This is a genomic window from Luteococcus struthionis, assembly GCF_048595755.1.
In the GTDB taxonomy this organism is placed as follows: Bacteria; Actinomycetota; Actinomycetes; order Propionibacteriales; family Propionibacteriaceae; genus Luteococcus.
Map to the genome: position 1 here is coordinate 2434780 of NZ_CP184360.1, position 21996 is coordinate 2456775.

Annotated in this window: 17 protein-coding genes; 11 read left to right on the forward strand and 6 right to left on the reverse strand. The window is 66.7% G+C overall.

Features of this window, described 5'->3' with window-relative positions:
- Window positions 1-267 precede the first annotated feature (267 nt).
- The 3 genes from ACOAMO_RS11255 to ACOAMO_RS11265 form a co-directional block, all read right to left on the reverse strand.
- A complete protein-coding gene (locus ACOAMO_RS11255) occupies window positions 268-678 on the reverse strand; it encodes a VOC family protein (protein ID WP_420174879.1) in 411 nt (136 codons plus the stop codon).
- Window positions 679-755: 77 nt separating this feature from the next.
- Window positions 756-1571, reverse strand: a complete 816-nt coding sequence (locus tag ACOAMO_RS11260) for a VOC family protein (protein WP_420174880.1) — start codon at window positions 1569-1571, stop codon at window positions 756-758.
- A gap of 77 nt (window positions 1572-1648) precedes the next feature.
- Window positions 1649-2389 carry a helix-turn-helix transcriptional regulator gene (locus ACOAMO_RS11265; RefSeq protein WP_420174881.1) on the reverse strand — a complete coding sequence of 247 codons (741 nt, stop codon included), beginning with the start codon at window positions 2387-2389 and terminating at the stop codon, window positions 1649-1651.
- A gap of 328 nt (window positions 2390-2717) precedes the next feature.
- Here ACOAMO_RS11265 and ACOAMO_RS11270 point away from each other — a divergent pair, with 328 nt between their 5' ends.
- The 9 genes from ACOAMO_RS11270 to ACOAMO_RS11310 all read left to right on the forward strand — a co-directional run bounded on the left by ACOAMO_RS11270 (window position 2718) and on the right by ACOAMO_RS11310 (window position 12526).
- Window positions 2718-2915, forward strand: a complete 198-nt coding sequence (locus ACOAMO_RS11270; protein ID WP_420174882.1) for a hypothetical protein — start codon at window positions 2718-2720, stop codon at window positions 2913-2915.
- A 95-nt stretch (window positions 2916-3010) separates the two neighbouring features.
- The gene (locus ACOAMO_RS11275; protein ID WP_420174883.1) at window positions 3011-4282 is read left to right on the forward strand and encodes a type IV secretory system conjugative DNA transfer family protein; all 1272 of its coding nucleotides are present in this window, start codon (window positions 3011-3013) and stop codon (window positions 4280-4282) included.
- A 101-nt stretch (window positions 4283-4383) separates the two neighbouring features.
- Window positions 4384-4953: a hypothetical protein gene (locus tag ACOAMO_RS11280; RefSeq protein WP_420174884.1), complete on the forward strand. Its 570-nt coding sequence runs from the start codon at window positions 4384-4386 to the stop codon at window positions 4951-4953.
- Window positions 4950-5879 (forward strand): sigma-70 family RNA polymerase sigma factor, encoded by a 930-nt coding sequence (locus ACOAMO_RS11285; RefSeq protein WP_420174885.1) that lies wholly within the window; start codon window positions 4950-4952, stop codon window positions 5877-5879. The genes ACOAMO_RS11280 and ACOAMO_RS11285 overlap by 4 nt, the downstream gene beginning before the upstream one ends.
- A 445-nt stretch (window positions 5880-6324) precedes the next feature.
- Window positions 6325-7434 carry a DNA adenine methylase gene (locus tag ACOAMO_RS11290; RefSeq protein ID WP_420174886.1) on the forward strand — a complete coding sequence of 370 codons (1110 nt, stop codon included), beginning with the start codon at window positions 6325-6327 and terminating at the stop codon, window positions 7432-7434.
- Window positions 7431-9584, forward strand: coding sequence for a hypothetical protein (locus tag ACOAMO_RS11295; RefSeq protein WP_420174887.1), 2154 nt, complete (start codon window positions 7431-7433; stop codon window positions 9582-9584). The genes ACOAMO_RS11290 and ACOAMO_RS11295 overlap by 4 nt, the downstream gene beginning before the upstream one ends.
- Window positions 9581-10138: a hypothetical protein gene (locus ACOAMO_RS11300; RefSeq protein ID WP_420174888.1), complete on the forward strand. Its 558-nt coding sequence runs from the start codon at window positions 9581-9583 to the stop codon at window positions 10136-10138. The genes ACOAMO_RS11295 and ACOAMO_RS11300 overlap by 4 nt, the downstream gene beginning before the upstream one ends.
- A complete protein-coding gene (locus ACOAMO_RS11305; RefSeq protein WP_420174889.1) occupies window positions 10128-11240 on the forward strand; it encodes an AAA family ATPase in 1113 nt (370 codons plus the stop codon). The genes ACOAMO_RS11300 and ACOAMO_RS11305 overlap by 11 nt, the downstream gene beginning before the upstream one ends.
- A gap of 5 nt (window positions 11241-11245) precedes the next feature.
- Window positions 11246-12526, forward strand: a complete 1281-nt coding sequence (locus ACOAMO_RS11310) for a 5-methylcytosine restriction system specificity protein McrC (protein ID WP_420174890.1) — start codon at window positions 11246-11248, stop codon at window positions 12524-12526.
- 105 nt (window positions 12527-12631) lie between these two features.
- Here the strand turns inward: ACOAMO_RS11310 and mobF are convergent, their stop codons facing one another.
- Both mobF and ACOAMO_RS11320 read right to left on the reverse strand, forming a co-directional pair.
- Window positions 12632-17680 carry a MobF family relaxase gene (gene mobF / locus ACOAMO_RS11315; RefSeq protein WP_420174891.1) on the reverse strand — a complete coding sequence of 1683 codons (5049 nt, stop codon included), beginning with the start codon at window positions 17678-17680 and terminating at the stop codon, window positions 12632-12634.
- A gap of 52 nt (window positions 17681-17732) precedes the next feature.
- Entirely contained in the window at window positions 17733-18260 is a 528-nt protein-coding gene (locus ACOAMO_RS11320) for a hypothetical protein (RefSeq protein WP_420174892.1), read from the reverse strand.
- Window positions 18261-18598: 338 nt separating this feature from the next.
- Here ACOAMO_RS11320 and ACOAMO_RS11325 point away from each other — a divergent pair, with 338 nt between their 5' ends.
- Window positions 18599-19678, forward strand: a complete 1080-nt coding sequence (locus ACOAMO_RS11325; RefSeq protein ID WP_420174893.1) for a sensor histidine kinase — start codon at window positions 18599-18601, stop codon at window positions 19676-19678.
- On the opposite strand, the gene ACOAMO_RS11330 is transcribed toward ACOAMO_RS11325, so the two are convergent.
- Window positions 19652-20326, reverse strand: a complete 675-nt coding sequence (locus ACOAMO_RS11330) for a response regulator (RefSeq protein WP_420174894.1) — start codon at window positions 20324-20326, stop codon at window positions 19652-19654. The genes ACOAMO_RS11325 and ACOAMO_RS11330 overlap by 27 nt on opposite strands.
- A gap of 245 nt (window positions 20327-20571) precedes the next feature.
- Between ACOAMO_RS11330 and ACOAMO_RS11335 the strand changes: the two genes are divergently transcribed.
- On the forward strand, window positions 20572-21915 hold the full coding sequence (locus ACOAMO_RS11335) for an MFS transporter (protein WP_277453580.1): 1344 nt from the start codon (window positions 20572-20574) through the stop codon (window positions 21913-21915).
- The last annotated feature ends 81 nt before the right edge of the window (window positions 21916-21996 follow it).

The following is a 21996-nucleotide window of genomic DNA, read 5'->3' on the forward strand; positions in this document are numbered from 1 at the left end:
GCGACGCTGTGCCGCCGCAGGGTCCTTTCTCATAACGCGAACGAGCCGCTCAGCTCCAATCGGAACCCTCACCAATGGGCGCGCACTCCTGCCGGAGGTCGCTGACTCTGCCTGCTCAGTTCTTGGGCGCCGATTTCGGCCCAGGTTTCGGCCGCCGTCGACACAAACTGAGAGCCGTCCTCGTCGCGCCGTAGCGACCAAATGCCTGGGCGCGGCCAGCCGAGCACTTTCAGGAATAGAGATTGGGCCCATGGCGAGGACACCAACCTAAGGGCCGCGTTGAACGTCCTCGGGGCCAACCACGTAGCAGAGGTGACACTCGTCGGCGTACCGCGCGACCTCACCGCGCAGCCCGTAGCCCTCTTGCGCAAGCCGGCCGACGTGGCCTTCGACCTGCAGCGACACTCGGTGCAGCCCCAGGACGTTCGGCATGCCACCTGTCGCGGCAGGGATGGGGGAGGGCGTGACGTACTGCTGCAGCTCGATCTGAGCGTCGGAGTCGTCGGAGCCGAGCACGCAGATCCGGGACTCGACGTCCTCGAGCCCGAGGGTCAGGTCGACCCATGGTCCGTGGACCTGTGCTTCGCCCTTGACCTCGAGGCCGAGTGCGACGAAGAAGTCACGGACGAGCTCGAGGTCCTGGACGACGATGCCGAAATTCTCAATGCGCGTGGTCATGTGAATCTCCTGTTCAAGGGGATGGTTGGCCTCCCAACCGGGAGGCCGACCGAAAGTACGCTGTGAGCCTGAAGGGGTCAGCGGACGGCCTCGCTGGGGGAGCAGAGCTGGAAGGTGGCACCCATCGGGTCCGCGACGGTGGCGATCCGCCCGAAGGGGGAGTCCTCGGGCCCGTCGAGAAGCTTGCCGCCCATCTGCTGGACGGTCTCGACGGCCTTGTCACAGCCGTCGACGGCGAAGTAGATCCGCCACCAGGAACCCTCGGACTCGGGCACGAAGCCGGCCACATTGCAGATGCCGCTGGAGGCCTCGGACTCCGGGCCATTGGTGACGTAGGTGGAGGCATCGGCGCCGTCCTCCATCGGGGTCTCCATGGCGACGGGGTTGAAGCCGAAGACAGCGGTGTAGAAGGCCTTGGCGGCCTCGAATTCCTGGGCCATCAGTTCGAACCAGACCGGGGTGCCGGGCTGGCCGGTGAATGCATAGCCCTCGGTGTCCCCGGCCTGCCACATCGCGATGGTGGCTCCGGCGGGGTCCGCGACGGTGGCGCAGCGGCCTGCGGGGCCCACGTCGCTGGCAGGGAACAGAACCGTGGCACCGTGGGCGGTGGCCAGACCGAGTCGCTTGTCGACGTCGTCAACGGCAAGGAAGACGTCCCAAGCGCTCTTCGGGCCATCCGCGGGGACGGGGACGCTGCCGTCAGTGGGGTAGTTGGCGACGTCCATCATGCCGCCGACGAGCCCGCCGTCCTTGGTAACCATGGTGTAGTGGCCGAAGTCCGGGCCGGAGTCCTCGAACTGCCAGCCGAACAGTGCGCCGTAGAAGCGCTTGGCGGTCTCGAGGTCGGTGGTCTGCAGGTCGAGCCAGGTGGGGGTTCCGGTGGTGCGGGTCATGGTGTCCTCCATCGGTTGTCGGTGTTGACATCACCAACGCTAGGCAGCCGTGACGGGCGATCTTTGTCCGGATGTGCTCACTTCGCCAGTGCTGGTAGGGCGCTGAGCAGCGGGATGTCGTCGATGCTTGCCCGCCGGAAGGTGAGCGTGACCGCGCCAGGCTGGGTGATCGGACCGTCATGGCGCGCGACGACAGGCCAGGCGGGGGCGAGTTCGTGGAGGTGGTCGTCGGACTCCTCGACGGCGAAGCCGAGCAGCCAAGGGGCTCCGGGGTGCAGGGGAAGGGACATCGGTTCGTCGTACTCGCCCAGCTGTCCCGCGGCGGGAAGGCCGATCGGGGCGGGTGTGGGGTACCAGCCCAGCCAGATCCGGCAGGAGTCGGCAACTCCCTCGGGGAGGACCGGGGTGACGGCGACCCCCGGCTGGTTGGGGGCGCACAATACGAACGGGGCCACAGCGGAGTGCTCCAACCTCTGCGCGAGCAGGCGCAGGCGTGCGGGCGTGGTGCCCACCGTCGTGGCGAAACGATGGGTGAAGCTGGACAGTGAGTCGAATCCGACCTCAGCGGCGACGTCGATCACTGCGCAGGTCTCCGAAAGCAGGAGCCGCTTGGCCGTCTCGATCCGGACAGCGGCGAGGTAGGCGCTGGGAGAGACTCCCGTTGACGCCTTGAAGGCCCGGCTGAAGTGGTGTCGGCTGTAGCCCGCAGCATCGGCCAAGTCTTGGACGTCGATCCCGTCGCAATGATGGTCCTGGACGAAACGCGCGACCTGCTCGACAGCCTGCAGCGGCAAGGCGGGCCTCCGGATCTCGGGCACGCGGCCCACGCTACCCGCCGAGAGCTCATCGCGAGGGCCAAGCGCTCTCGCCACCGGGACTTCGCCGCCGGCTTGAGCCTTCGGAGGTGTCATGTCGACGAGGGATCCTTATCCGCTGACCTGGGAGCTGCCGGCGTTGGTGCTTGGAGGGCTTGTTCTGACCGTGGGGGCGGGGGTGCAGCTGGGCCGGTCAATGGCCTGCTGGGCCGCGGGCTCGGGCTGGTTGTGGCCGGACGAGTTGGTGCGTTCGACCGGCGGGATCCTGGCGGGTCATCGGGATGCGGGGCTGGCCCCGGGCGCGTGCTCGGTCGGCGCTGGAGCCTTGGCCGTGTCAATCCTCGTGGCGGAGCTGGTGCTGCTGGCGCTGGTGACTCTCGCGGGGCGTGAGGCGTGGTTGCGGTGGGGTCCGGGGGTGGGTGCTGGATACGCGTCGGCCGACGAGGCTCGGGAGTTGCTCGGCGTAGGGAGGCTGCGTCGAGTCCGCCGTGTCGTCCGTCCTGACCTGGCCCAGGAGCGGAAGCGATGAGCCGGGGTTGGGCGGCTGAGGTGGGTTGGCGGATCGGGAGGGCGAAGCGTCCGCGTGGGGGAGAGCTGTGGTGCCCGTTCGACCGGACGGCTGGGGTGATCGGGACGCAGGGCTCGGGCAAGACCTTGGACATTCTGACTCCGGCGTTGTTGTCGGCGCCGGGGGCGGCGTTGGTGACGTTGACGAAGCCGGATGACTTGTTCTTGTCGTTGTCGCGGCGCTCCGGGGTGGGGCCGGTGGCGGTGCTGGATCCGTTCGGGTTGGCGCCCGGGCTCCCACCGCTGGTGTGGGATCCGATTGCTGGTTGTGCGGACCCTCTGGTTGCGGAGCGTCGGGCGAAGGCGTTCACGGCGGGGACCATCAAGGCTGGCTCGGCCGGTGGACGGGGCGATGATGCTGCCCGGTTCTATGCAACTGAGGCGGCAAAGGTGATCCAGTCGTACTTCCACGCCGCCGCGCTGGCCGGTGGTGACCTGGACCTGGTGTTGGAGTGGGTGGCGAGTCCATTGTCGACGGCCGAGCCGGAGGAGATCCTGCGGCAGCACCCCGGGGCGGCTCCGTTCTGGCATGGGCTGTTGACGGGTGCCCTGCGGGGTGATGACCGGACGGCGGGCAACACGATCACGACGGTGCAGCAGGCCATGTCATTGTTCTTCCAGACCGAGATCCGCCGACGCTGCGTGCCATCAGCTGGGTCGCCGGCGACGGACATTCGGCGGCTGCTGGCCAACCGCGGGACGGTGTACATGCTGGGCCGGGAGGATCCGTATGCGTCGGCCTCGCCGTTGATGACCGCAGCGGCAGAGCATGTGCTGGACACGGCCTTGGGGCTGGCGCACGCCTCTGCGTGGGGAAGGTTGTGTCCGCCGATGCTGTCGGTGCTGGACGAGTTGCCGTCGACGGCGCCGTTGCCGACGCTGCGGACGAGGATGGCCAATGAGCGGGCATTGGGGTTGTCATTCATCTACGCGGCGCAGACCTGGCGTCAGCTGGCCGCGATCTTCGGCGAGCAGGAGGCGAGAGCCTTGTTCGGGCTCACGAACGTGTTGGTGTTGTTCGGGGGGTCGAAGGACGTGGCGTTCAACAAGGAGGTCTCCGACCTGGCCGGCATGAAGCGCATCGCCCGGACGACGTATCAGCAGGGGAAGCACCACAGCCGCTCGGTCTCGGGTGAGGACGTGCCGGTGATCCGCCCCGCCGAGGTGCGGGAGCTGCGCGAGCGTCACGCGTTGGTGATCGCCGAGAACGCGAAACCCATTCTGGCCAAGCTCGACCGTTGCATCGACGGCCGAGCCGGCAAGCGTCTCCTGGCTGACCAGCAGCGCATCCGGGACGAGGTCAGACACGCGAGCGCCACGGGGGTGTAGGCACCCGGACAGTCGCTGCGGCTTGCGACAACAGATTCCCGAAGTGGAGGAGGTTGTCGATGTCGGAATTGGTGAGGCCGTTCCCGTCGGTGGGAGGTCGGATGCACCGGGCGTATGCAAACCTTGCGCGGCTGGAGCAGGCGAAGGACCCGTCCACGGTGAAGCACCTGGGGCCGGTGGAGTTCATCCCAAGGCCGTGGGATCTGGCGGGGATCACTGATCGTGACCTGCGGCTTGAGGTGTGGGAGTGGCTGGAGCGCTGTGTCGACTGGCTCAACACCGAGTACGCGTGGCTGCTGGGCGACATCGTCCCGTCGTGTTGGCCACGCCACCCGCACCTGGTCCACGAGCTCGGCAGCGTATTCGACCAGCGACGCCGAGCCGGGCTCGCGGCCACGTCGGACCTGCTGGCCGAGTGGCACCGCTACACGCTGCCGGCCTTCCAGAACCGCATGAAGGAGACCCTGCGCACCAGTTGCGACGCAGGGCATCGTCCCTGCGCCGGGACCGCCCGGATCGGCGCTGCCCGACAGGACGCCACGGTGCGGGCCGGGTTGTTCGACCGCGACGTGGAACACCTCGAACCAGACGACGAAGACCTCGCGACAGCCCGCTTCGCACTGGTCGACGGGCACATCGTCGACACCGGCAGCGGAGAGGTCCTCACGTGAGGCTGGACGACCAACAGCTGCAGGCCTGCTGGGACGCTCGCGACGCCGGGGTCCTGGCACGCAGCGCGCTCGACGAGGATCTGGATGCACTGCGAGCCACGCGGGGTGCGACGCGCGGGGAGTTGCAGCAGTTGGTCGATGCCGGTCAGGCCGCGTGCCAGCAGGTCGTGTCCTCGAGCCTGGGGCTGGTGGGCTACACGATGCGCCAGGCCCACATCGCACCCTCCGACCGGGACCTCTTCCAAGAAGGAGTCCTCGGCCTGATGAATGCGGTGCACAGGTTCGACCCGAGCAGGGGAGTGTGGTCTTCCTTCGCCTACGGCAGTATCCGCCAAGCGCTGGTAACCGCCATCGCGGCCGAGGCAGGCGCGCGCCAAGGCCTCACCGCGCACGCGGCGCGCGATCAGTACCGCTATCGAGCGCTCGCCGCCACCCAACCAGCCGGTCCTGGCGCCGATGGCACGGCGCGGGTTGCCGCCGAGACCGGGGCGCCGATCGAGCGAGTGGAGATGTTGCTGACCCGACGGGCCAGCGCATCGCTCGACGGCCTGGAATCGCACGTCGCCCTCCGAGCGCACCACGAGGACGACCCTGTCGACAGCATTGACCTTCGCCCCTACCTCCGAGCTCTCCCACCGACCGAACGCTCCGTGCTGCGGGACTTCTACGGCATCGGACGACCCCCACAGCCCATCAAGACGATCGCCGACGGCCTAGACGTGTCGGAATCGACCGCACGTCGCCTCCTGACCCGCGGCCGGGGTCACCTGCGGGAAGTGATGGAACACTTCGATGCGGGTGTGGAGCGGGTGCCCTCCCGGCCTGGGGCGGATCGTGCGCGTGAGGTAGGCGCGCCAGTGCTCCGGCGTGTCGGAGCCGAGTCGGTGATCTCGACCACCGTACGGGGAAGGGGCGCCGAATCTTGAGGCCGAGTCGACGCTCACAAGCTGGGCAGGCAGTCAGAGTGACCGGTGCGCGCTCGTCGGTAGCGAGCTCGCGCAGCGGCCCACTGACGCTTCAGCCCTCGGGTCTGTGCTGTCGGTCCTACGTCAGCCGAGCTGGGCTCAGGCGCGGCGGGCAATCGTGCTGGGATATGCTCAGGGACGGATGAACACGACTTGGCGTGTTCGTGGTTTGGCCTGCAACCAGCCGCGAACCGTCCGGAGCCCATCTATGCGTGTCGCCACGCCCGCGTGGGGTCGTGTCCCCGGCCACGAAGGGCAGAACTCCTCGGGTCTGTGAGCACGCCAAGCTGTATGGTCGGCCGTTAAACTCGATGGTTAGATGTGTGAGACCGGGGAGCCCTGAGAGGCCGGGCGTATAACTGTCGGTCATCACGGATAGCCTGCGAAGCAACTGTAGTACGTGAGGGTGCGGCCGTATCTGGCCGAGTATGTCAAGGGGGAAGAGGCTGTGGGAGTTCGCTACATCGGCAGCAAGGCCCGGGTAGCGGAGGCCATCGTGGACCTGGCGGGAGAGCTTGACGGTGGGCGCTTCGTTGATGCGTTCTGCGGAACTGGATCCGTAGCCGCAGTGGCCGCGTCGCGTGGCTGGCCGGTGACGCTCAACGATGCATTGCCATCGGCTGTCGCGATGGCCATCGGAGCAACAGTCGGACGCCACAATGTCCCCTTCGCGCGGCTGGGAAGCTACGCACAAGCGATCCGTGATCTCAACGCCGTCCCGGCCACTCCAGGGTTCCTCCACGCCCAGTACAGCCCAGCCTCGTCCGCCACAGCGCCAGTTGAGCGTCGGTACTTCACCGAGCAAAACGCGGCCCGCCTCGATGCGATGCGATCCCAAATTCAGGCCTGGCATGACGCCAAAGTTCTCACATGGCTCGAACGCGAGTTGCTGCTGGCCGACCTCCTCCAAGCCGCAAACAAGGTCGCCAACATCTCGGGGACCTACGGCTGCTTCCTGAAGGATTGGTCGTCGACCGCACTCCACGACGTCAGAGTCCGCGAGCGGACGCTGCCCCCGCGTTTAACCGATTTGAAAGTCGTTGTGGGTGACGTCTCGCTCGTGCCGACCACAGCCGCGGACACGGTTTACTTGGATCCGCCCTATACGAAGCGGCAGTACAGCGCCTATTACCATGTGCTGGAGACCATCCATGCTGGTGATTCACCGGAGGTTGGCGGTGTCACCGGTCTGAGGCCCTGGAAGGATAAAGCGTCCGACTACTGCTACAAGACTCGAGCACTCGGTGCCCTCACGTCGCTGGTCGCCAACACAAGCGCACGAAGAATCCTCCTCAGCTACAGCAGTGAGGGGCATGTTCCCCGAGCCCAGCTCGTCGACGCTCTGACCGAGACGGGTTCGGTCACCGTGCACGACGTCAAGACGATCGGGCGTTACCGCCCCAATGCTCAAGCTTCGGCCGCCGGTCGCACCGTGAACGAGTACGTGATCGAGATTGTCCCGCACGGCGCCAGGATCGACCTCGCGCAACCGCTCCACCGGGAGGAGGTGGCATGAAGAGCCTTGAACAGAGGCTCCTCGCGCCGACCGACCGACTGCTCGACGAAGCCGCTGCGGAACTCCTTCCCGGTGTAGACCCAACGCCGGCTCGACTTACGATCCTCGAAACCGTCGCCGCCCGCACCGGCGGCTGGAGCCGTAACGACTACTGGACCACCTTTGAGCGCGATACCTCCGGACTGCGTTCAGAGCCAACGCCATGGACAGATGCGATTCTCGCGAGCATTCAAGCCACCACCATCCCCGTCGCCCTCGCGCTGTCAGCACTAAGCCGAGAGGTCCTCCCAACGAGCCAGCAGCGAAAGACCGGCGCCTACTACACCGACTGGCGCCTGGCCGAGATGCTCGCAGCCGACAGCGTGCCGAAAGTACGAGCACGCGGTCCTTGGATCGACACTGCGTGCGGCACAGGAGTGCTCCTCGCCGCAGCCGTCATGCAACTCCCAGCCGGAGCGGTCCGTAACGAGGTGATTCGCGGTCGGCTTGTGGGAGCTGACCTTTCGAGGAACGCGCTTCGAGGCGCGCTCTTGTCCGTTGCCAGCCTCACCGACGATCTTGCGGCCATCAAGGGTTTCGCCAGTCGTTTGCTTCTGCAGGACAGTCTGTGCAGCCGAGCCGCGTGGGAGTCGCTTGCGCCGGAGGGAGCGGCCCTAGTGATTGGCAACCCGCCATGGGAAAAGCTCAAGGTCTCTCGTCACGAACTCGCGAAGGATAGCGGGGCTGTCCGGGCCTACGGACAGAGTTTCGCCAGCGACGTCGACCTCTCCATAAATCGGACTCGTCTGCTCGCCTACATCGAACAGGTGGCAGCAGGCACTAGACTTCAGGGACGAGGTGAGCACGACCTTTACAAGCTGTTCTTGGAACTTGGCATGGGTCTAGCCGCCGAGGATGGCGTACTCGGCCTGCTCCTCCCCGCCGGCCTGATCCGTTCCCGAGGCACTGAAGGGCTGCGTCGCGAGCTAACCGCGGTCGCCAGAGACCTCTCTATCTCGGTCATTGAAAATCGAGCCAACCACTTCGCGATTGACACCCGCTTCAAGTTTCTCGCCGTCGTCGCCACTGTCGGTGCCGGAAGTCGTCAACCCATCGCGCTCAAAGTCGCCAACCGCACGGGCACGCTCCCCGAAGCACCAGTGATGCTAAGCCGTGACGAGCTTTCTGACGTCCGTCCGGACCTCAGCATCCCCGAGGTCAAGACTGCGGAGGACTGGAACCTTTACGCACGCCTCGCCGACAACGCAACGACGATCGGTGATACCAGTGGCCCATGGCACCCCGAGTACCGTCGAGAAGTTGACATGACCCTAGACCAGAAATCATTCCGCCGCACCGCTGGTCACGAGACGTTGCCATTGATCGAGGGCCGCCACGTGAGCCAATTCCGCTGGCGCGCAAAGACTTACCGATCTGGCGAAGGCCGCTCAGCGATCTGGAAGCCAGAGCCGCTCACTCGAACCTTTCTCCGGACGCAATGGCACATCCCGATTCAGGCCTTGCACCCGATGACCCTCGACCGTACGACTCGGTCGCGCATCGGATTCTGTGATATCACGGGGCAAACCAATGAGCGGTCACTACTGGCCGCACGCATCCCGGGCGGCGTCGTCTGCGGAAACAAGGTGCCGACGCTGACCTTCCCTGAACACGACGCCGAGCGCGAAGACCTCTTCCTTGCCCTGGCGAACTCACTGGTCGTCGACTGGATGCTCCGTCGCATCGTCACGACCACGGTGAATTTCTTCCTCCTTGACACGCTGCCGTTGCCGAACATCGAGACATGCTCTGAGGTCGGACACGAACTCATCAAGATCACGAGAAGCCTCACCGCCTCTGAAGGTGACTCCTCTGCTGACCTACGGTCAGTTGGCCAGCTACGTGCTCGATCCGACGCGCTCGTCGCCGCGGCCTGGGGCCTGAACGTGGCAGACATGGAGGTCGTTCTTCGGGACTTTCCACTGCTCGACCGCGGACAGCCAGCGCTCGAGGGTGAAGCGCGATCCACGGTCACGGCAGACTTTGTTCTGGCCGAGCTCGCCAAGATTCACGGCGTCCGGCACGTTAGTATGCAGCGCTGTCATAATGCTCGGGAGGCAGGCGCGATTCCTTACGTCCCTGCCGAGTTCAACTCAAGGGGTGCAGCGTGACCGTCCGTCCTGTCTTGTTCGTTTACAAGGAGATCGTTGCCGGCGACCTGCGCAAGCTGGTTGCGGAGTCAAACGACTCGAAAACCGGTGGCGGGGCGCGTGATTTGCGGCTGCCGTGGAGGACCTTCCGGCCGATCATGCACCGGATCTTCACCAAGGAAGCGGTTGGTCGCGGTGGGAAACCCATCAGGACCGCAGTCGTGACCTACCTCGACGAGGATGGTAAGACGCAGCAGACGGAGCTCTCGTACTGGCCACCGACTGCGTCGCGCAAGTCCGAGGATCGAATCGCCCAGATCCACGCCAGCCCTGCGCTGGGCGGTCAACTTCCCGCCACGGATCGAGGTCGAGTCTTCGTCGTCTTCACGCAGTTCGACGACGGCACCGTCCGGTGCGACTACGCCTATGAGGATGACCTCAAGAAGAAGGGCATTTGGGCGCCCGAAGCCAGTGGGCAGATTCTCCACTGCATGGCTTCGGCGACCCAGTCAAAACGGACGGTTCAGGGTTACTACGACTTCATCGAGGGAACGAGTTTCTGCCATGCCGACTAAAGCCGATATCAGCGATGACGCGAAGACAGTGCTCAAGGCACTCGCGACGCGCAAGAACGTGATCCTCGCCGGCCCGCCCGGTACGGGGAAGTCCCGTCTGCTCAACGAGATCCGTGAGCTCTTTAAATGGGACCAGTCCCAGACGGGTTCAGCTCCGACGGGTCGTATCCCAATCCCCGCTTCGTCAGGCCCAATCCCTTCGTGGCTTCCCAGCCCCACCCAGGACGCGACGCGCAACGTCTACCAGACCGTGTTCGATCAGAACACCAAATACCGCGACTTCATGCGCGGCCTCGTTCCCCAGGTCAACGTCGCGGGCGCCTTCACCGTCACCAGCGGGATCCTCCACCGAGCGGCGCTCCACGCGTCCCACGACGGCAACGCCTCCCTCGTCATCGTTGACGAGATCAACCGAGGACCTGCCGTGGCCGCCTTCGGCAGCGCATTAGTAGGACTCGAAGCCGACAAGCGACTGCCCACCGATGGCCAGCCCACCTCCACGACGCAGTTCTTCGAGATCCTTGGAGACGCCGGAAACCACGAGCAGTTCGCCCTCCCCAATGACCTGTATATCCTCGCGGCGATGAACGAAGCTGACACTAGCGTCGAGCCCCTCGACGTCGCCTTCCTTCGCCGCTTCCATATCCACCGCTTGCAGCCCGACGAGAGCGTGCTACGTGCGCACTTTGGCCTCCCGATGACCGCTACCTCGTTGCCCGACACGCCCTCTGGGCCTGCGGATTACTATGAAGCACTGACTCAGGCATTCGCGACGATTAATGGGCAAATCCTTCTCGGCCGAGGCCAGGCGTACCAACTTGGGCACGGTGCCCTGATGCACCAGAAGCCGGACGCCGCCAACATCGCGGGTGCGCAGGAGTATGTCGCGACGGCCTGGGCCACGCTGCGCGGCCACGTAGACGAGGTCTTCTACGGCAACACCCGCGCCATCTCCGACGTCCTTCGGGCCGAGACCACCAAAAGCCCCTACACCTTGATGGAGTCAACCTTCGCCGGACAAACCGTCCGGCGCATCTCGGGTCCAGTGAGGCCGTCGCCCGCTGAGCTGTACTCCCTGCTCCGTGTCATTGCCACCGAGTGACCTCGATGCACCGGCTCGTCCTTCAGGAGCTCCGCAGCGCACCAGGAGCTGTTCGTGAGATCGCCAGCTTCAGTGGCATCTCCGAGGCCGAGGTGCTCGTCCACCTGCGCGAGCTCAATGACAAGGTCAAGTCCCTTCTCGGCTACGAGGACGACCCCATCACTACATCCAGCAGCGGTGCGCTGAAGGCGGACGGTGTGGCAGGTCTCCTGCGGCTCAATGCCAGCGTGGAGTTGGAGGTGGTCCCTAAGTTCCTGGATCCCGCCTCTCCCACCTGGCGCAGCGACTTCTTTCTTCTCGCAGTGCTTGTGAAGACGGGCCACCTGCTCCTCCACGACGAGATCTCGGCCGGCACCCAGGACCGGGGCGACCTCGCCATGCTCATCGCACGGTCCTTCCTGACGCTGTACACCGAGAACGAGCGGCGTCCCATTCGCGGCTACCGGCGGGGAACACGAGCAGACTTCGCACTCGACGGAGACGTGGACTGGGAGACCGTGTTCCTGCCCGACCCAGATGGCTTCGCTGTTAGCCAGCTTGAACTCACTCGTCAGAACGCCTACAACGCAACCTTAGCTGCGGCCGTGCGAATCCTTATTCCCGAGGTGGCTGACGTTGACATGCAGGCCCAGCTGCGCCTGCTCGGCCGCCACCTCGCCCCACAGGGGGCAGCACCAGCCTTCTTCCCCCCGTTGCCTCCTCGCCATCGCGGATGGCAGCAGGCTTATGAACTTGCGAGCCTCATCGTGACCGGCCTCGGGCTAAACTTAGACGGAGGCGTCTTCTCCGGGCCGGGCTTCGTCCTCTCCACTTGGTCGGCTTGGGAATTCCTCTGCGAAGAGCTCGTGCGCCGCGCGCTTCCGGACTACACGATCGTCGGGCAGAAGCAGTGGGTTCTGGGGCACCGAGATGCCGAAGAGGTGTATGCGAAGCCCGACATCTCGCCCATCACCAAAGGGGCGGTGCCACTCCTGCTGGACGCCAAATACAAGACCCGATTCGGAAAGTCTCCACGCATCAACGCCGGGGACCTCTACGAATCGCTGGCGTTCCTCCGCGCGGTGCAGACCGATCACATGCTCCTTCTGTACCCATCCGTGAGACCGCCCGACAAGCTCGCCCTCGGCGAGTGGCATCTCTTCGACCAAATCAACGTCGATCAACAGATCGTCCAGGGTTTCGAGATACAGATCCAAGGTCTTGCTCGCCGAGGTGGATTCGAGGAACTGGTGACCGGCGCTCGCTTACTCCTCAATTCGAAGTTGGGCACCGTCGGAGTTCAATAGCGCTTGTCAGCGCAGCTGGCCGGAGGGGGACGTGGCGAGGGGGCGTACAGGGCGCCCGTATGGCTGCGACGTGGTAGCCCTGCGCGGCGCTAGTTGCCTGACTGGTTAGCGTGCCGGGGCGGAATGACGGTTGGGGTGCGTGGGCGGTGCAGGGCGGGGACGTCGACGCGGTGGTGCGTCCGTCACGGTGTCAGTGCCGGTGGTCTGGGATGTCGTCGGCTGGCTGGTGGTGGCGGCCGTTGAGGCATGCCGGGGATCCTCGGTCCATTCCCGGGCGTGGGGCAGCAGGCGTGCTTGGAGTTGCACGAGGGGGAGCCCGGTGCGCTGGGCGAGGTGGTAGAGGTGGCGGGCCCAAGTGGTGGGGTGGGCGGCTGCGATGGCGGTGAGCGCCCGGTCGATAGCGGCATCGTCGCTCGCGGAGCTGACGATCCGGTCGGTGATGGAGGTCGCGTCGTCGAGGCATCGGGTGAGCGCTTCTGGGCCGTGGGTGATGAGGAGTTCGGCGGGGTCGCTGCCGTGGGGGAGTTGGGCGCGCAGGGTGTCGGTGCGGTGGACGGCGAGTTTGAAGTGGTCCTTGTCGGCGGCGGTGTTGCCGGCGGCGTCGTTGTCGGTGGCCAGAACCACGCGCTCCTGGTCGGCCAGGAGTGCTGCTTGCTGGTCGGTGAGGGAAGTGCCCAGGGGCGCGAGGCCGGTGTAGCGGCCGGCAGTGGCCAAGGTGACGGCGACAGCGTCGAGGGGGCCTTCGACGATGACGGGGATGGAGCCGGGTCGAGGGTGGCCGTAGAACTGGTCGCCCTTGCTGTAGATGGGGGTCGTCGGGGTGTTGAGGTACTTGGGCCCGGCCTTGTCGGCGGGCAGGGTCGGGTTGGCCCGGGCGACGAAGCCGAGGATGCGCCCGTCCGCATCGGTGATGGGCAGGGTGAGGCGGTCGCGGAAGCGGTCTATGAGGTTGCCGGTGGAGGCAGGTTTGACGAGTCCGGCGGTGAGCATTTCGAGGTCGGTGACGCCGTGGCGGCGCAGGTGGGTGGCGAGGTTGGTCCAGCCGGCGGGGGCGTGTCCGGGCTGGACAGTGGGGTGGCGGGTGAGGTCGACGCCAAGGCGTTCGGCGAGGTAGGGCTGTGCCCACGATCCGGGCAGTTGGCTGGCGTAGTAGTCCTGGGCGAGTTGGTTGACCTGCTGGAGCCGTTCGACGGGGACGGGGGAGTCAGCCAGGGCGTCGGCGCGGTCGAGTTGGTGGCGCAGCATGGCGTCGCTGGGTGGGGTGGGGCCGGTGGCGCCGCGGATCATGCCGAGCAGCGCCAGTCGGGTTGCTGGGTCGTCCGGGCCCGGCAGTTCCACCGCCCCCTGCGCGACCGTCGGCGCGGTGTTCTGGGTGGTTTCGGGCGTGGTGGTGCGGGTGAGGCGCCAGAGCAGGGCTGCGGCGGGGTGGTCGTCGGGCAAGGGCTTGGCGGTGACGGTGTCGGCGAGGATGCCGTGGACGTCGTGGCCGGCGGTGCGCAGGTCGTCGAGCCGGTGGGCGAGTCGGGACAGGGCGGGGTCGTGGGTGAGGCGTTCTCCGATGGCTTCGAGGATGGGCTTCCACTGCTCGAGTGCGGGGTCGTTCTGGTCGATGGCTTGGTTGAGGGCGCGTTGGTACTGGGCGGCTTGGCGGGTGGTCTGGCGGGGCCCGGTGGGGCGTGGGTCGGTGTCGGGGACGTCGTTGGCGGCGCGCCAGATCGCGAGTTGACGGCGGGTCTCGTCGGTGCAGGGCAGGGCAGCCCACGTCGCGTCCGGGAGGGGCTGGTGGGCGATCTGGTCGGCGAGGGTGGTGACGAGGGTGGCGCGTTGCTGTGCCCAGGTTCCCCAGGCGGGATCGTCGTGGATGCGGGTGGGGATGCCGGGCAGCCATGGCAGGGGTCCCGTGGCGAGTGGGTGGCGGACATCGAGGCGCCAGGCGAGGGTGGCGGCCTTGTCGCGGGCGTCGTCGAGGGGGTGTTGGGCGTGGGCTGCGGTCAGGGCGGTGAGGGGGTTGGTGCCGTTGCTGGCGATGAGGATGAGGTGGTTGCGCAGGGCGGGCCAGGCGGGTTCGTCGGTGATGCCGGGTTCGAGGGTTTCGGCGTGGTCCTCGATGGTGGCGATGGCGTGGGGGCCGAGGAGGTGTTCGGCTGCGGTGGTGATGCCGTCGGCATAGGCGGCGACGGCGTCGGCGAGCAGTCGGGCGGGGTCGTGGTGGTCGGCGTGCTGGGTGGTGGCCGAGCGGGCGGCGTCGTCGCGGGTGAGGATCTGTTCGAGCAGGTTGGTGGGTGTGGGCGGGGTGGTGGCGTCTGGTTGGGTGAGCAGCGCGGGGTCACCGTCACCGGTGGTCTGCAGCCACAGGTGGTTGGCGTGACGTCCGCGAGTGAGCACGGTGTAGAGCTGCTGGCGGGACTCATCAGGGGTGGCGATGCCGTGGGTGACGTCGCAGGAGATGCCCTGGGCGGCGTGGATGGTAGTGGCGTAGCCGAGCTCGACGGCGGCGGTCACGTAGCCGACGGGGACGGTGACGTGGCGTCGGGATTGGTGGTGCTGCAGGGCGAGGGAGCCGTCGGGGTGAACGGCTGTGACGTGCCAGCGGTCGCCGTTCTTGACCCAGTCGGTCCGGCTGGTGCGCAGGCGGCGGTCGTTGCGGCGGGTGATGACGATGTCGCCGATGCGCGCGTGGTTGCCGTCGGCCAGCACGGTGGTGGGGCCGCTGTTGTGGGGGCCGAGGTGGTGGGTCTGGGCGCGGTGGTTGAGTTCGGCGACCAGGTCGCGGGTGGGGGCGAGCATGATGGCGTCGTGTCCGGCGGCCTTGTCGTGGGTCCAGGCGGTGAAGGCGTTGTCGGTGACGGTGGCCAGGTCGCCGACATGGACGCGGTCGTTGTCGAGGTAGAAGCCGATCGCGGCCGTGTCCCCCTGGCGGAGGGCGAGGGAGGCGGCGGCTTCGGCGGGGTCGGTGAAGCGCATCAGTTCGTCGAGGGTGGCTGCGCCGTGTCGTGTTTGGATGTCGCGCAGCAGGCCGCCGGAGCCGATGGCGGCGAGCTGTTGGTCGTCCCCGATGAGCCGGACGACGGCGCCGCGGTTGGTGGCCCAGCCGGTGACGGTGGCCAGGGTGAGGGTGTCGGCCATGCCGGCCTCGTCGATGATGACCATCGACCCGGTGGTGATGGTCTGGGCCCAGTGGGGGAGTTGGTCGTGGGTGATGCCCCAGGCGAGTTTGGCGAGGGTGTCGGCCTCCAGCCCGGTGGCGGTGGCGAGTTGGGATGCGGCTGCGGCGGAGGGGGCGAGGCCGACGACGGTGTGGCCGGAGGCCTCCCACGCCGCGGCAAGGGCGTGCATGGCGGTGGTCTTGCCCGACCCGGCCGGTGCGATGGCGAGCTGCACGAGACGGCCCGAGGTGGCCAGCTGCTCCACCAGCACCGCTTGACCTGGGTTGAGGGCGAAACCGCGCTCGGCAGCCGACATCGCCAACGATGCCTCCAGCACCGGCTGCGCAATCGAGACTCCGCCGTCGGTGCCGGCGAGGGCAAGGATGTCTTGTTCGGCGTGCAGGATGCGGCGGGAGGTGAACAGGGTTGATCCGGCGACGGTGTAGACACTCGACCCGTCGGCCCGCCGCAACGGCTCCGGTTCGGTGATCCCGAACGTGGGCTTCTCCAAGGGGGCCGATGCCTCGAGGGCCATCGCGGTGAGCAGGTCGACGGCGGCATCGACCTTTGCGGTTGGGGTGGCCGTCAGTCGCACCTGGCGTTGGGCCTCGGCCCTGACATCGGTGCGTCGCCACGTCGCGCCGCGCCGTTCCATCGCGGCCACTACCCGTGCGGTGGCGGCGTCGAACCAGCCACTGTCGGCCACCGGCAAGTCCTGCGCTTGGGTGGGGTGAAGGGCTGCGTGGACGACCGTGTTGATCGCGGCTGGGCTGCCGAGGACATCGATGGCCTCGGCCCGCCACGCGGCGCGTTGCTCGGTGATGGTGCGGGGCGCGTGCTTGGCGTCTCGGGTCTCCAGCGTGGCGCGCTGCGCCAGGTCGTAGCCCTCTACGACGGTCGGCGGACGTCCATGATCGTCCTGAAAGGATGAGGCGAGTTCACCGCGCCGCTGTTCGATGGCTCGACGCCGCGACGACCATCGCTCGTTGAGTTCGGTCGGCACCCCGACCACCTCACGCACCGGGCGCTTCCCGGCGCCCATGGCGCGGTCCTCGAACCGTAGCCCGTGCGCCTCCAAGCGCTTGTACAGGGCACTGTTGTAGGTCTCGGAGGCCGCGACGACGCCCTGGTAGAGGAGCCGGGCGTCGATCGCCAGCCACTTGCCCGAGCCGGTGGCGCGGACCTTGTTCGCCACCGCGACATGCGTGTGCAGGTCGGGATCTCCGGCGCGAGAGTCACGGTGGGTAAACGCAGCCCCGACCAGCCCGTCGACGTCGACCTGCCGCACCCCCTTCGCCCCTTCGCGGGTGTAGAGCAGATGGTCCTCGACGAACCGCAGCGCCTCCGCCACCGCGTCGTGGTGCGCGCGTTCGACCATCGCCGCGGTCGGCAGGTCGGCGATCGCCCACAACGTCGAGACGCTCTTCGGCGGTGAGAAGGTCAAGTCGAAACCGGACACCACCGACCGCCCTGGCCGCGAGTACCGCGCCACTGCACCAGCCAGCTCCCGCGCATCGACGTGCGGGCGGCCCATCTCCCGGACGAAGAACTCTGCCGCCACCTGGCTGCGGATCCCGGCCCGCACCTCACCCGGAACCCGGGCATCCGCCTTCAGGCCGTGGCTGGTGTTCCACTCCGCCACCCGACGCGCCACCTCGACACGGAAGTTCGACACGTCTGACGGCAGCTTGAACGACGCCCCCAACCGGTAGGCCTCAAGCAGATCCCGCTCCGTTGCAACTTCGCCCAGCTCGGCGGCCCGTTCCTGCCCCAGCGGATGCTGCCCGGCGCCGAACAACAGCTGCATCTGCTCAGCCGTGACCTGGGAACCGGCGAAGTCGTCGCCGACGGCTGCGCAGCCCCTGCCGACCCAGGCGCCGGGGGCTTCGCCTTGCTCGGAGTAGTACGTCGTCAGGCCCTGGTGGCCCTTCTCCGTCGAATCCTGCACAGCCACCTGTCGGGTCAGGTAGTCATACCCCGACCCGGCCGACAGCTTGTGCAGCGACATCGTCACATGAGCACAAGCGCGTAGCTACTGCTCGGTGCTTAGGCGTGGAGAGTTAGCGGCGGTGTACTGGACTCACTGGGGGGGGGTTGCGCCTGATTGCTTTGCGTCGGCGGCGCAGGTCACGAACGAAGTGCTTGTCCCAGTTGCGCATCTGCACGACTCGGTGCACAGCATCGGCATGCGCTTGCAGTTCAACCTCTGCGGGACTGGGTTCGGTGAGGTTGCGGTAGCTGGAGCCTCCCGTGCCCGCGGCGCCTATCAGTGGGAGGATGATTGTGATCAGCGGGAAGATTGATCCCGGGGCGAGTCCATTGAAGATGTCGGCGGGGGCGAGTTCTTTGGTGTGCCAGAACCACCAGTACACCCCGAAGATTGAGCAGAGCGTAAGGGCAGCGGCGAAAGTTCCGAGATGGCATGCCCTGCGCAGGCGCTTTGCGTGTCGTAGTCGCAGGTTTTCACCGTCTTGTGCGCCTTCTTCTACCAGCTCGTCATAGCTCAAATCGGCCAGATGACGCGGCCCATGGATCTCAGTGACGTAGGCCTCGCTTTGCGGGCCCTGGTTGATGTAGCTGTCGCGCATGGTCGGGAAAGCCTGCTGGGAAGGATCAAGCCGCGATGCTTCCACACCCGGGCCACCAAGGATACGCCTGACAGATGCCGGAGGGGTCGGTGGTGTCCGAAGTTGCGTGGGTGGCTGGGGTGGGAGCCAGGGTGGAGATGCCGAGGAGTAGAAGGAGGGTCAAGGTGCGCATGAGAGAATGCCTTTCGGGAGTGGTCTTGATGCCCAGTTGATCCTTCGTCGTGCTCAAGTCCCGGCAGCGGTGGATGACTTTGTCCTCATGGGCACGATTGCGTGGCCCTTTGGGCAATCTTCTCCTGGCGGCGGTGACGGAGTCGGTTGATCCTAGGGTGTGGTCCATGATGTCGAAACTGAGGCGGATCCGCGGCGAGAACATTTTGGGAATGCCAGCGGAGATGATCCTGTCGGTGGCCGCCGTCGTGGTGGACATGGTATCTCTTCCCGGCGTGGCGCCCGCAGCCCTGGTCGTGACGATGGGGCAGGCTGCGGCTATCTTCTTTTCGCGGCGTCACCTGCGGTTGGGGGTGTTGCTGTGTGGCGGCATCTACGTAGTATCAGCGCTAGTGGAGCCGCAGGACCTCGGTGTTGGGATCTACCTGCCCTTGGTGATGGTTGCGCAGTTGGTTGCACGCAACTGTTATGGCTGGGCTCGGGGACTCACGATGTGGTGCTGCCTGCTGAATCTGTGGATGTGCCGACGAGCAACAAGCGTGACCGACTGGGCGGCGGCCTTCGTATTGTGGTTCGTTCTGTACATGGCCGCCTGGGCCGCCGGACGAGTTGCATCGCGGCGTAGGGAGATCGCCGCTAAGGAGTTGAGGCATGCACTGGAGCGGCAACGGCTCCAGGTGGCGGGGGAGTTGCACGACAACGTCGCGCATGACCTGTCCTTGATCGTGATGCGTGCCCGTCATGCGCAGCTGCATCCCGAGGAGGCCGCCCGGGAGCTGGGGTTCATCGTTGAGCGCGCGAGTCAGGCCAACGGCTACCTGCGCAACCTGATGCTCTTGCTGAAGCCGGGACAACCGGTGCGCCCGCTGGATCTGATGGACGCCCTGAGGCGAGCTGAGAGCGACCTGCGCGTTGCGGGCATGTCAGCCACCGTCACGATCCAAGGCTATGTCAGTCAGGTACCGCAGCCAGTGAGCGACGTGGTGGCGCGGGTGACCAAGGAGGCCGTCAACAACATGGTTCGTCATGCAAGCACCGAGGCCCCCTGCGCTGTCTTGGTGAATGTGACCGAGGACGACGTCCAGCTGGGCTTCACGAACACCCCTGACAGCTGCGATGAAGGTGTTGGCCTGGGTCTGACCGGCATGCGGGAGCGTGTTGAGGCATTGGGGGGCCGGTTCGACGCGGGTCCCGTGGAGGGCACGTGGATGGTGCGCGCCTCAATTCCGTGGGTCGCGGACCGATGAGGGGGTGAAGCTGGCATCCATCAGATAGAGCACCAGCTCCGTGCGGCTGTGGACGCCGGCGCGTTGGCTCAGGCTGCCGAGAATCTGTTTCACCGAGGAGGCGCTGCGGTGCAGTCGGGAGCCGATCTGTTCGTTGGTGTAGCCCTTGCACAAGAGGTCGAGTACATCTTGTTCTCGTTGATTCTGCGCCAGTGGAGGACGGGCTGGTGGTCTAGCTACCTGTTGTTGGTGGTGACGCTGGCGCACTTGGGAGGCGATCGATGTCACCCCGTCTGCCGCCAAGTGCACGGCTCGGGTCAGGGTTTCGGGTGGAATGGCCTTGGTGAGGGCTCCCATGACCGTGCCGTCGAGAGCGTGGTCTACGGGGATCTCGTCGGGATAGGAGCTGAGGTAGATGATCTTGATCCTATCGTGGTGCGTGGCCAGTTGCGTGGCGATGCTGGGACCGTCCATGTTCGGCATGCGTACGTCCAGGAGCAGGACATCGATGGCCCCTGGCACGAGTTCTTGAAGGAGCTCGTCCCCGCTTGCGAACGAACCCACCAGACGGATTGTCGAGTCCGTGTCCAAGTATGAGGCTAAGAGCTCGCGCGGATAGGAGGGACAGGTCCGGGGGCGAATATTCCCCGCTGCTAGCATCTGTAGCATGTCAGGCGCTTCGAGCTCGGCCGCTTGCGCGGCAGTGACCAGGACGTCCCGCTAGCGGCGGGACGTCCGGCACACAGCAACACCTCACCTGGAACGTCCAGCCGCTTCGTGATCAGACCGGAGCGGCCCTTCGTGCTGCTCGGAAACTCTTCAGAGCGACGGAGCAATTGATGCTTTCAGGCACTTCCACCACTTCATGCGGGATCGGTCCCGCCCCTGTGCGGGCATGGCTCGTGCTGTGCGCGATGTCGATGCTGCAGTTCTTCATCGCGGTCGACGTGACCGTGGTCAACATCGCGCTGCCCTCGATCGGCGCGGACCTCGGCGTCGGGGGACACTCCCTGACCTGGGTCGTGGTCGGCTACACCATCACCGGCGGAGGGCTGCTGATGCTCGGCGGTCGGCTCGGTGACCTTCTCGGCCGCCGCCGCACCCTCCTGGTCGGCACGAGCGTCTTCGGCGCGGCCTCCCTGCTGGCTGGCCTGGCCCCGTCCTTTCCGGTCCTGGTCGCGGCCCGCCTGCTCCAGGGCGCGGGCGAGGCTGTCGCGCTGCCCGCGGCGATGGCGACCATCGTGCTGCTCTTCCCCGAGGGGCCGCGCCGCTCACGGGCCCTGAGCGTGTGGGCGGCCGTGGCCAGCTGCGGCCTGGTTCTCGGGTTCGCCCTGTCAGGGATCATCACCGCCCACCTGGGCTGGCGCTGGGTCTTCCTGGTCTCGGTGCCCTTCATCCTGGTCGTGATCGTGGCCGCGCTGCTCCTGGTACCGGCCGACCGGCCCGCGTCCGGGGGACGGTGCCGCTTGGACCTTCCCGGTTCGCTCCTGCTGACCGCGTGCCCGCTGCTGTTCGTCTACGCCGCGGTCGAGGCGGGCGAGCCTGCCACCGGCCTGTGGGTCAGCGGGGTCGCGCTGGTGTGCGCGGTGCTGGCTGCTGCCGGGTTCGTGCGGGTCGAGTCGAGGTCGCCGAACCCGCTGGTCCCGCTGACCTTCTTCGCCGATCGGGCCCGGCTGCGGGCGAACCTGACGACGATGCTGCTCAGCGGTGCGTTGTCGACCTCGTTCCTGCTGTTCACGTTCTACCTGCAGGACAGGCTCGGTATCGGGCCTCTGGGGGCAGGCCTGACGATGCTGCCCCTGGCCGTGGCGCTGATCGTGGCCTCGGTGCTCGTGCCTCGGCTGCTGGGACACTGGGGCGCACGCGCCTGCGTGCTGGTCGGCCTGGCAGCGGCTGCCGGCGCGATGGGCGTGGTCGCGCTCGTGGCCGTCCTGGGTGGTGGAGCGGTGTGGCTGCTCCCGGCGATGCTACTGATCGCAGCGGGCATGGGCTTCGGGCTCGTGGGTCTGCAGTACATCGCAGTCAGCGGCACCACCGAGGAGGACGCCGGGATCGCCTCCGGCGTCCAGCGAGCATCTGACCAGCTCGGCGGAGCAGCCGGGGTGGCCGTCTACGTCGGCCTCGGGTTCGCACCGGCCCTGCACTCCGGGGACCCGTTCGTGGTCGCTGCGGTGCTCGCCGTTATCGGGCTGGTCGTCGGTGCCGTGGTCATCTCCCGCTCGCCGTCCACCGCGGCGGGGCAACCGCAGGTCGGGTAGCAGGACCGGGGCCGCCGCACCGCGCCCGGACGGGTACGGCGCGGCGGCCCCGCCCTTCTTCTCGACGACGACGATCACAAG

What these genes read in the sequence shown, in the direction of transcription:
- ACOAMO_RS11330 (WP_420174894.1), bottom strand. Translation starts at nt 20,326, where the DNA reads ATGCTACAGATGCTAGCAGCGGGGAATATTCGCCCCCGGACCTGTCCC.
- ACOAMO_RS11310 (WP_420174890.1), top strand. Translation starts at nt 11,246, where the DNA reads ATGCACCGGCTCGTCCTTCAGGAGCTCCGCAGCGCACCAGGAGCTGTT.
- ACOAMO_RS11295 (WP_420174887.1), top strand. Translation starts at nt 7,431, where the DNA reads ATGAAGAGCCTTGAACAGAGGCTCCTCGCGCCGACCGACCGACTGCTC.
- ACOAMO_RS11325 (WP_420174893.1), top strand. Translation starts at nt 18,599, where the DNA reads ATGATGTCGAAACTGAGGCGGATCCGCGGCGAGAACATTTTGGGAATG.
- ACOAMO_RS11255 (WP_420174879.1), bottom strand. Translation starts at nt 678, where the DNA reads ATGACCACGCGCATTGAGAATTTCGGCATCGTCGTCCAGGACCTCGAG.
- ACOAMO_RS11335 (WP_277453580.1), top strand. Translation starts at nt 20,572, where the DNA reads ATGTCGATGCTGCAGTTCTTCATCGCGGTCGACGTGACCGTGGTCAAC.
- ACOAMO_RS11280 (WP_420174884.1), top strand. Translation starts at nt 4,384, where the DNA reads ATGCACCGGGCGTATGCAAACCTTGCGCGGCTGGAGCAGGCGAAGGAC.
- mobF (WP_420174891.1), bottom strand. Translation starts at nt 17,680, where the DNA reads ATGTCGCTGCACAAGCTGTCGGCCGGGTCGGGGTATGACTACCTGACC.
- ACOAMO_RS11320 (WP_420174892.1), bottom strand. Translation starts at nt 18,260, where the DNA reads ATGCGCGACAGCTACATCAACCAGGGCCCGCAAAGCGAGGCCTACGTC.
- ACOAMO_RS11305 (WP_420174889.1), top strand. Translation starts at nt 10,128, where the DNA reads ATGCCGACTAAAGCCGATATCAGCGATGACGCGAAGACAGTGCTCAAG.
- ACOAMO_RS11260 (WP_420174880.1), bottom strand. Translation starts at nt 1,571, where the DNA reads ATGACCCGCACCACCGGAACCCCCACCTGGCTCGACCTGCAGACCACC.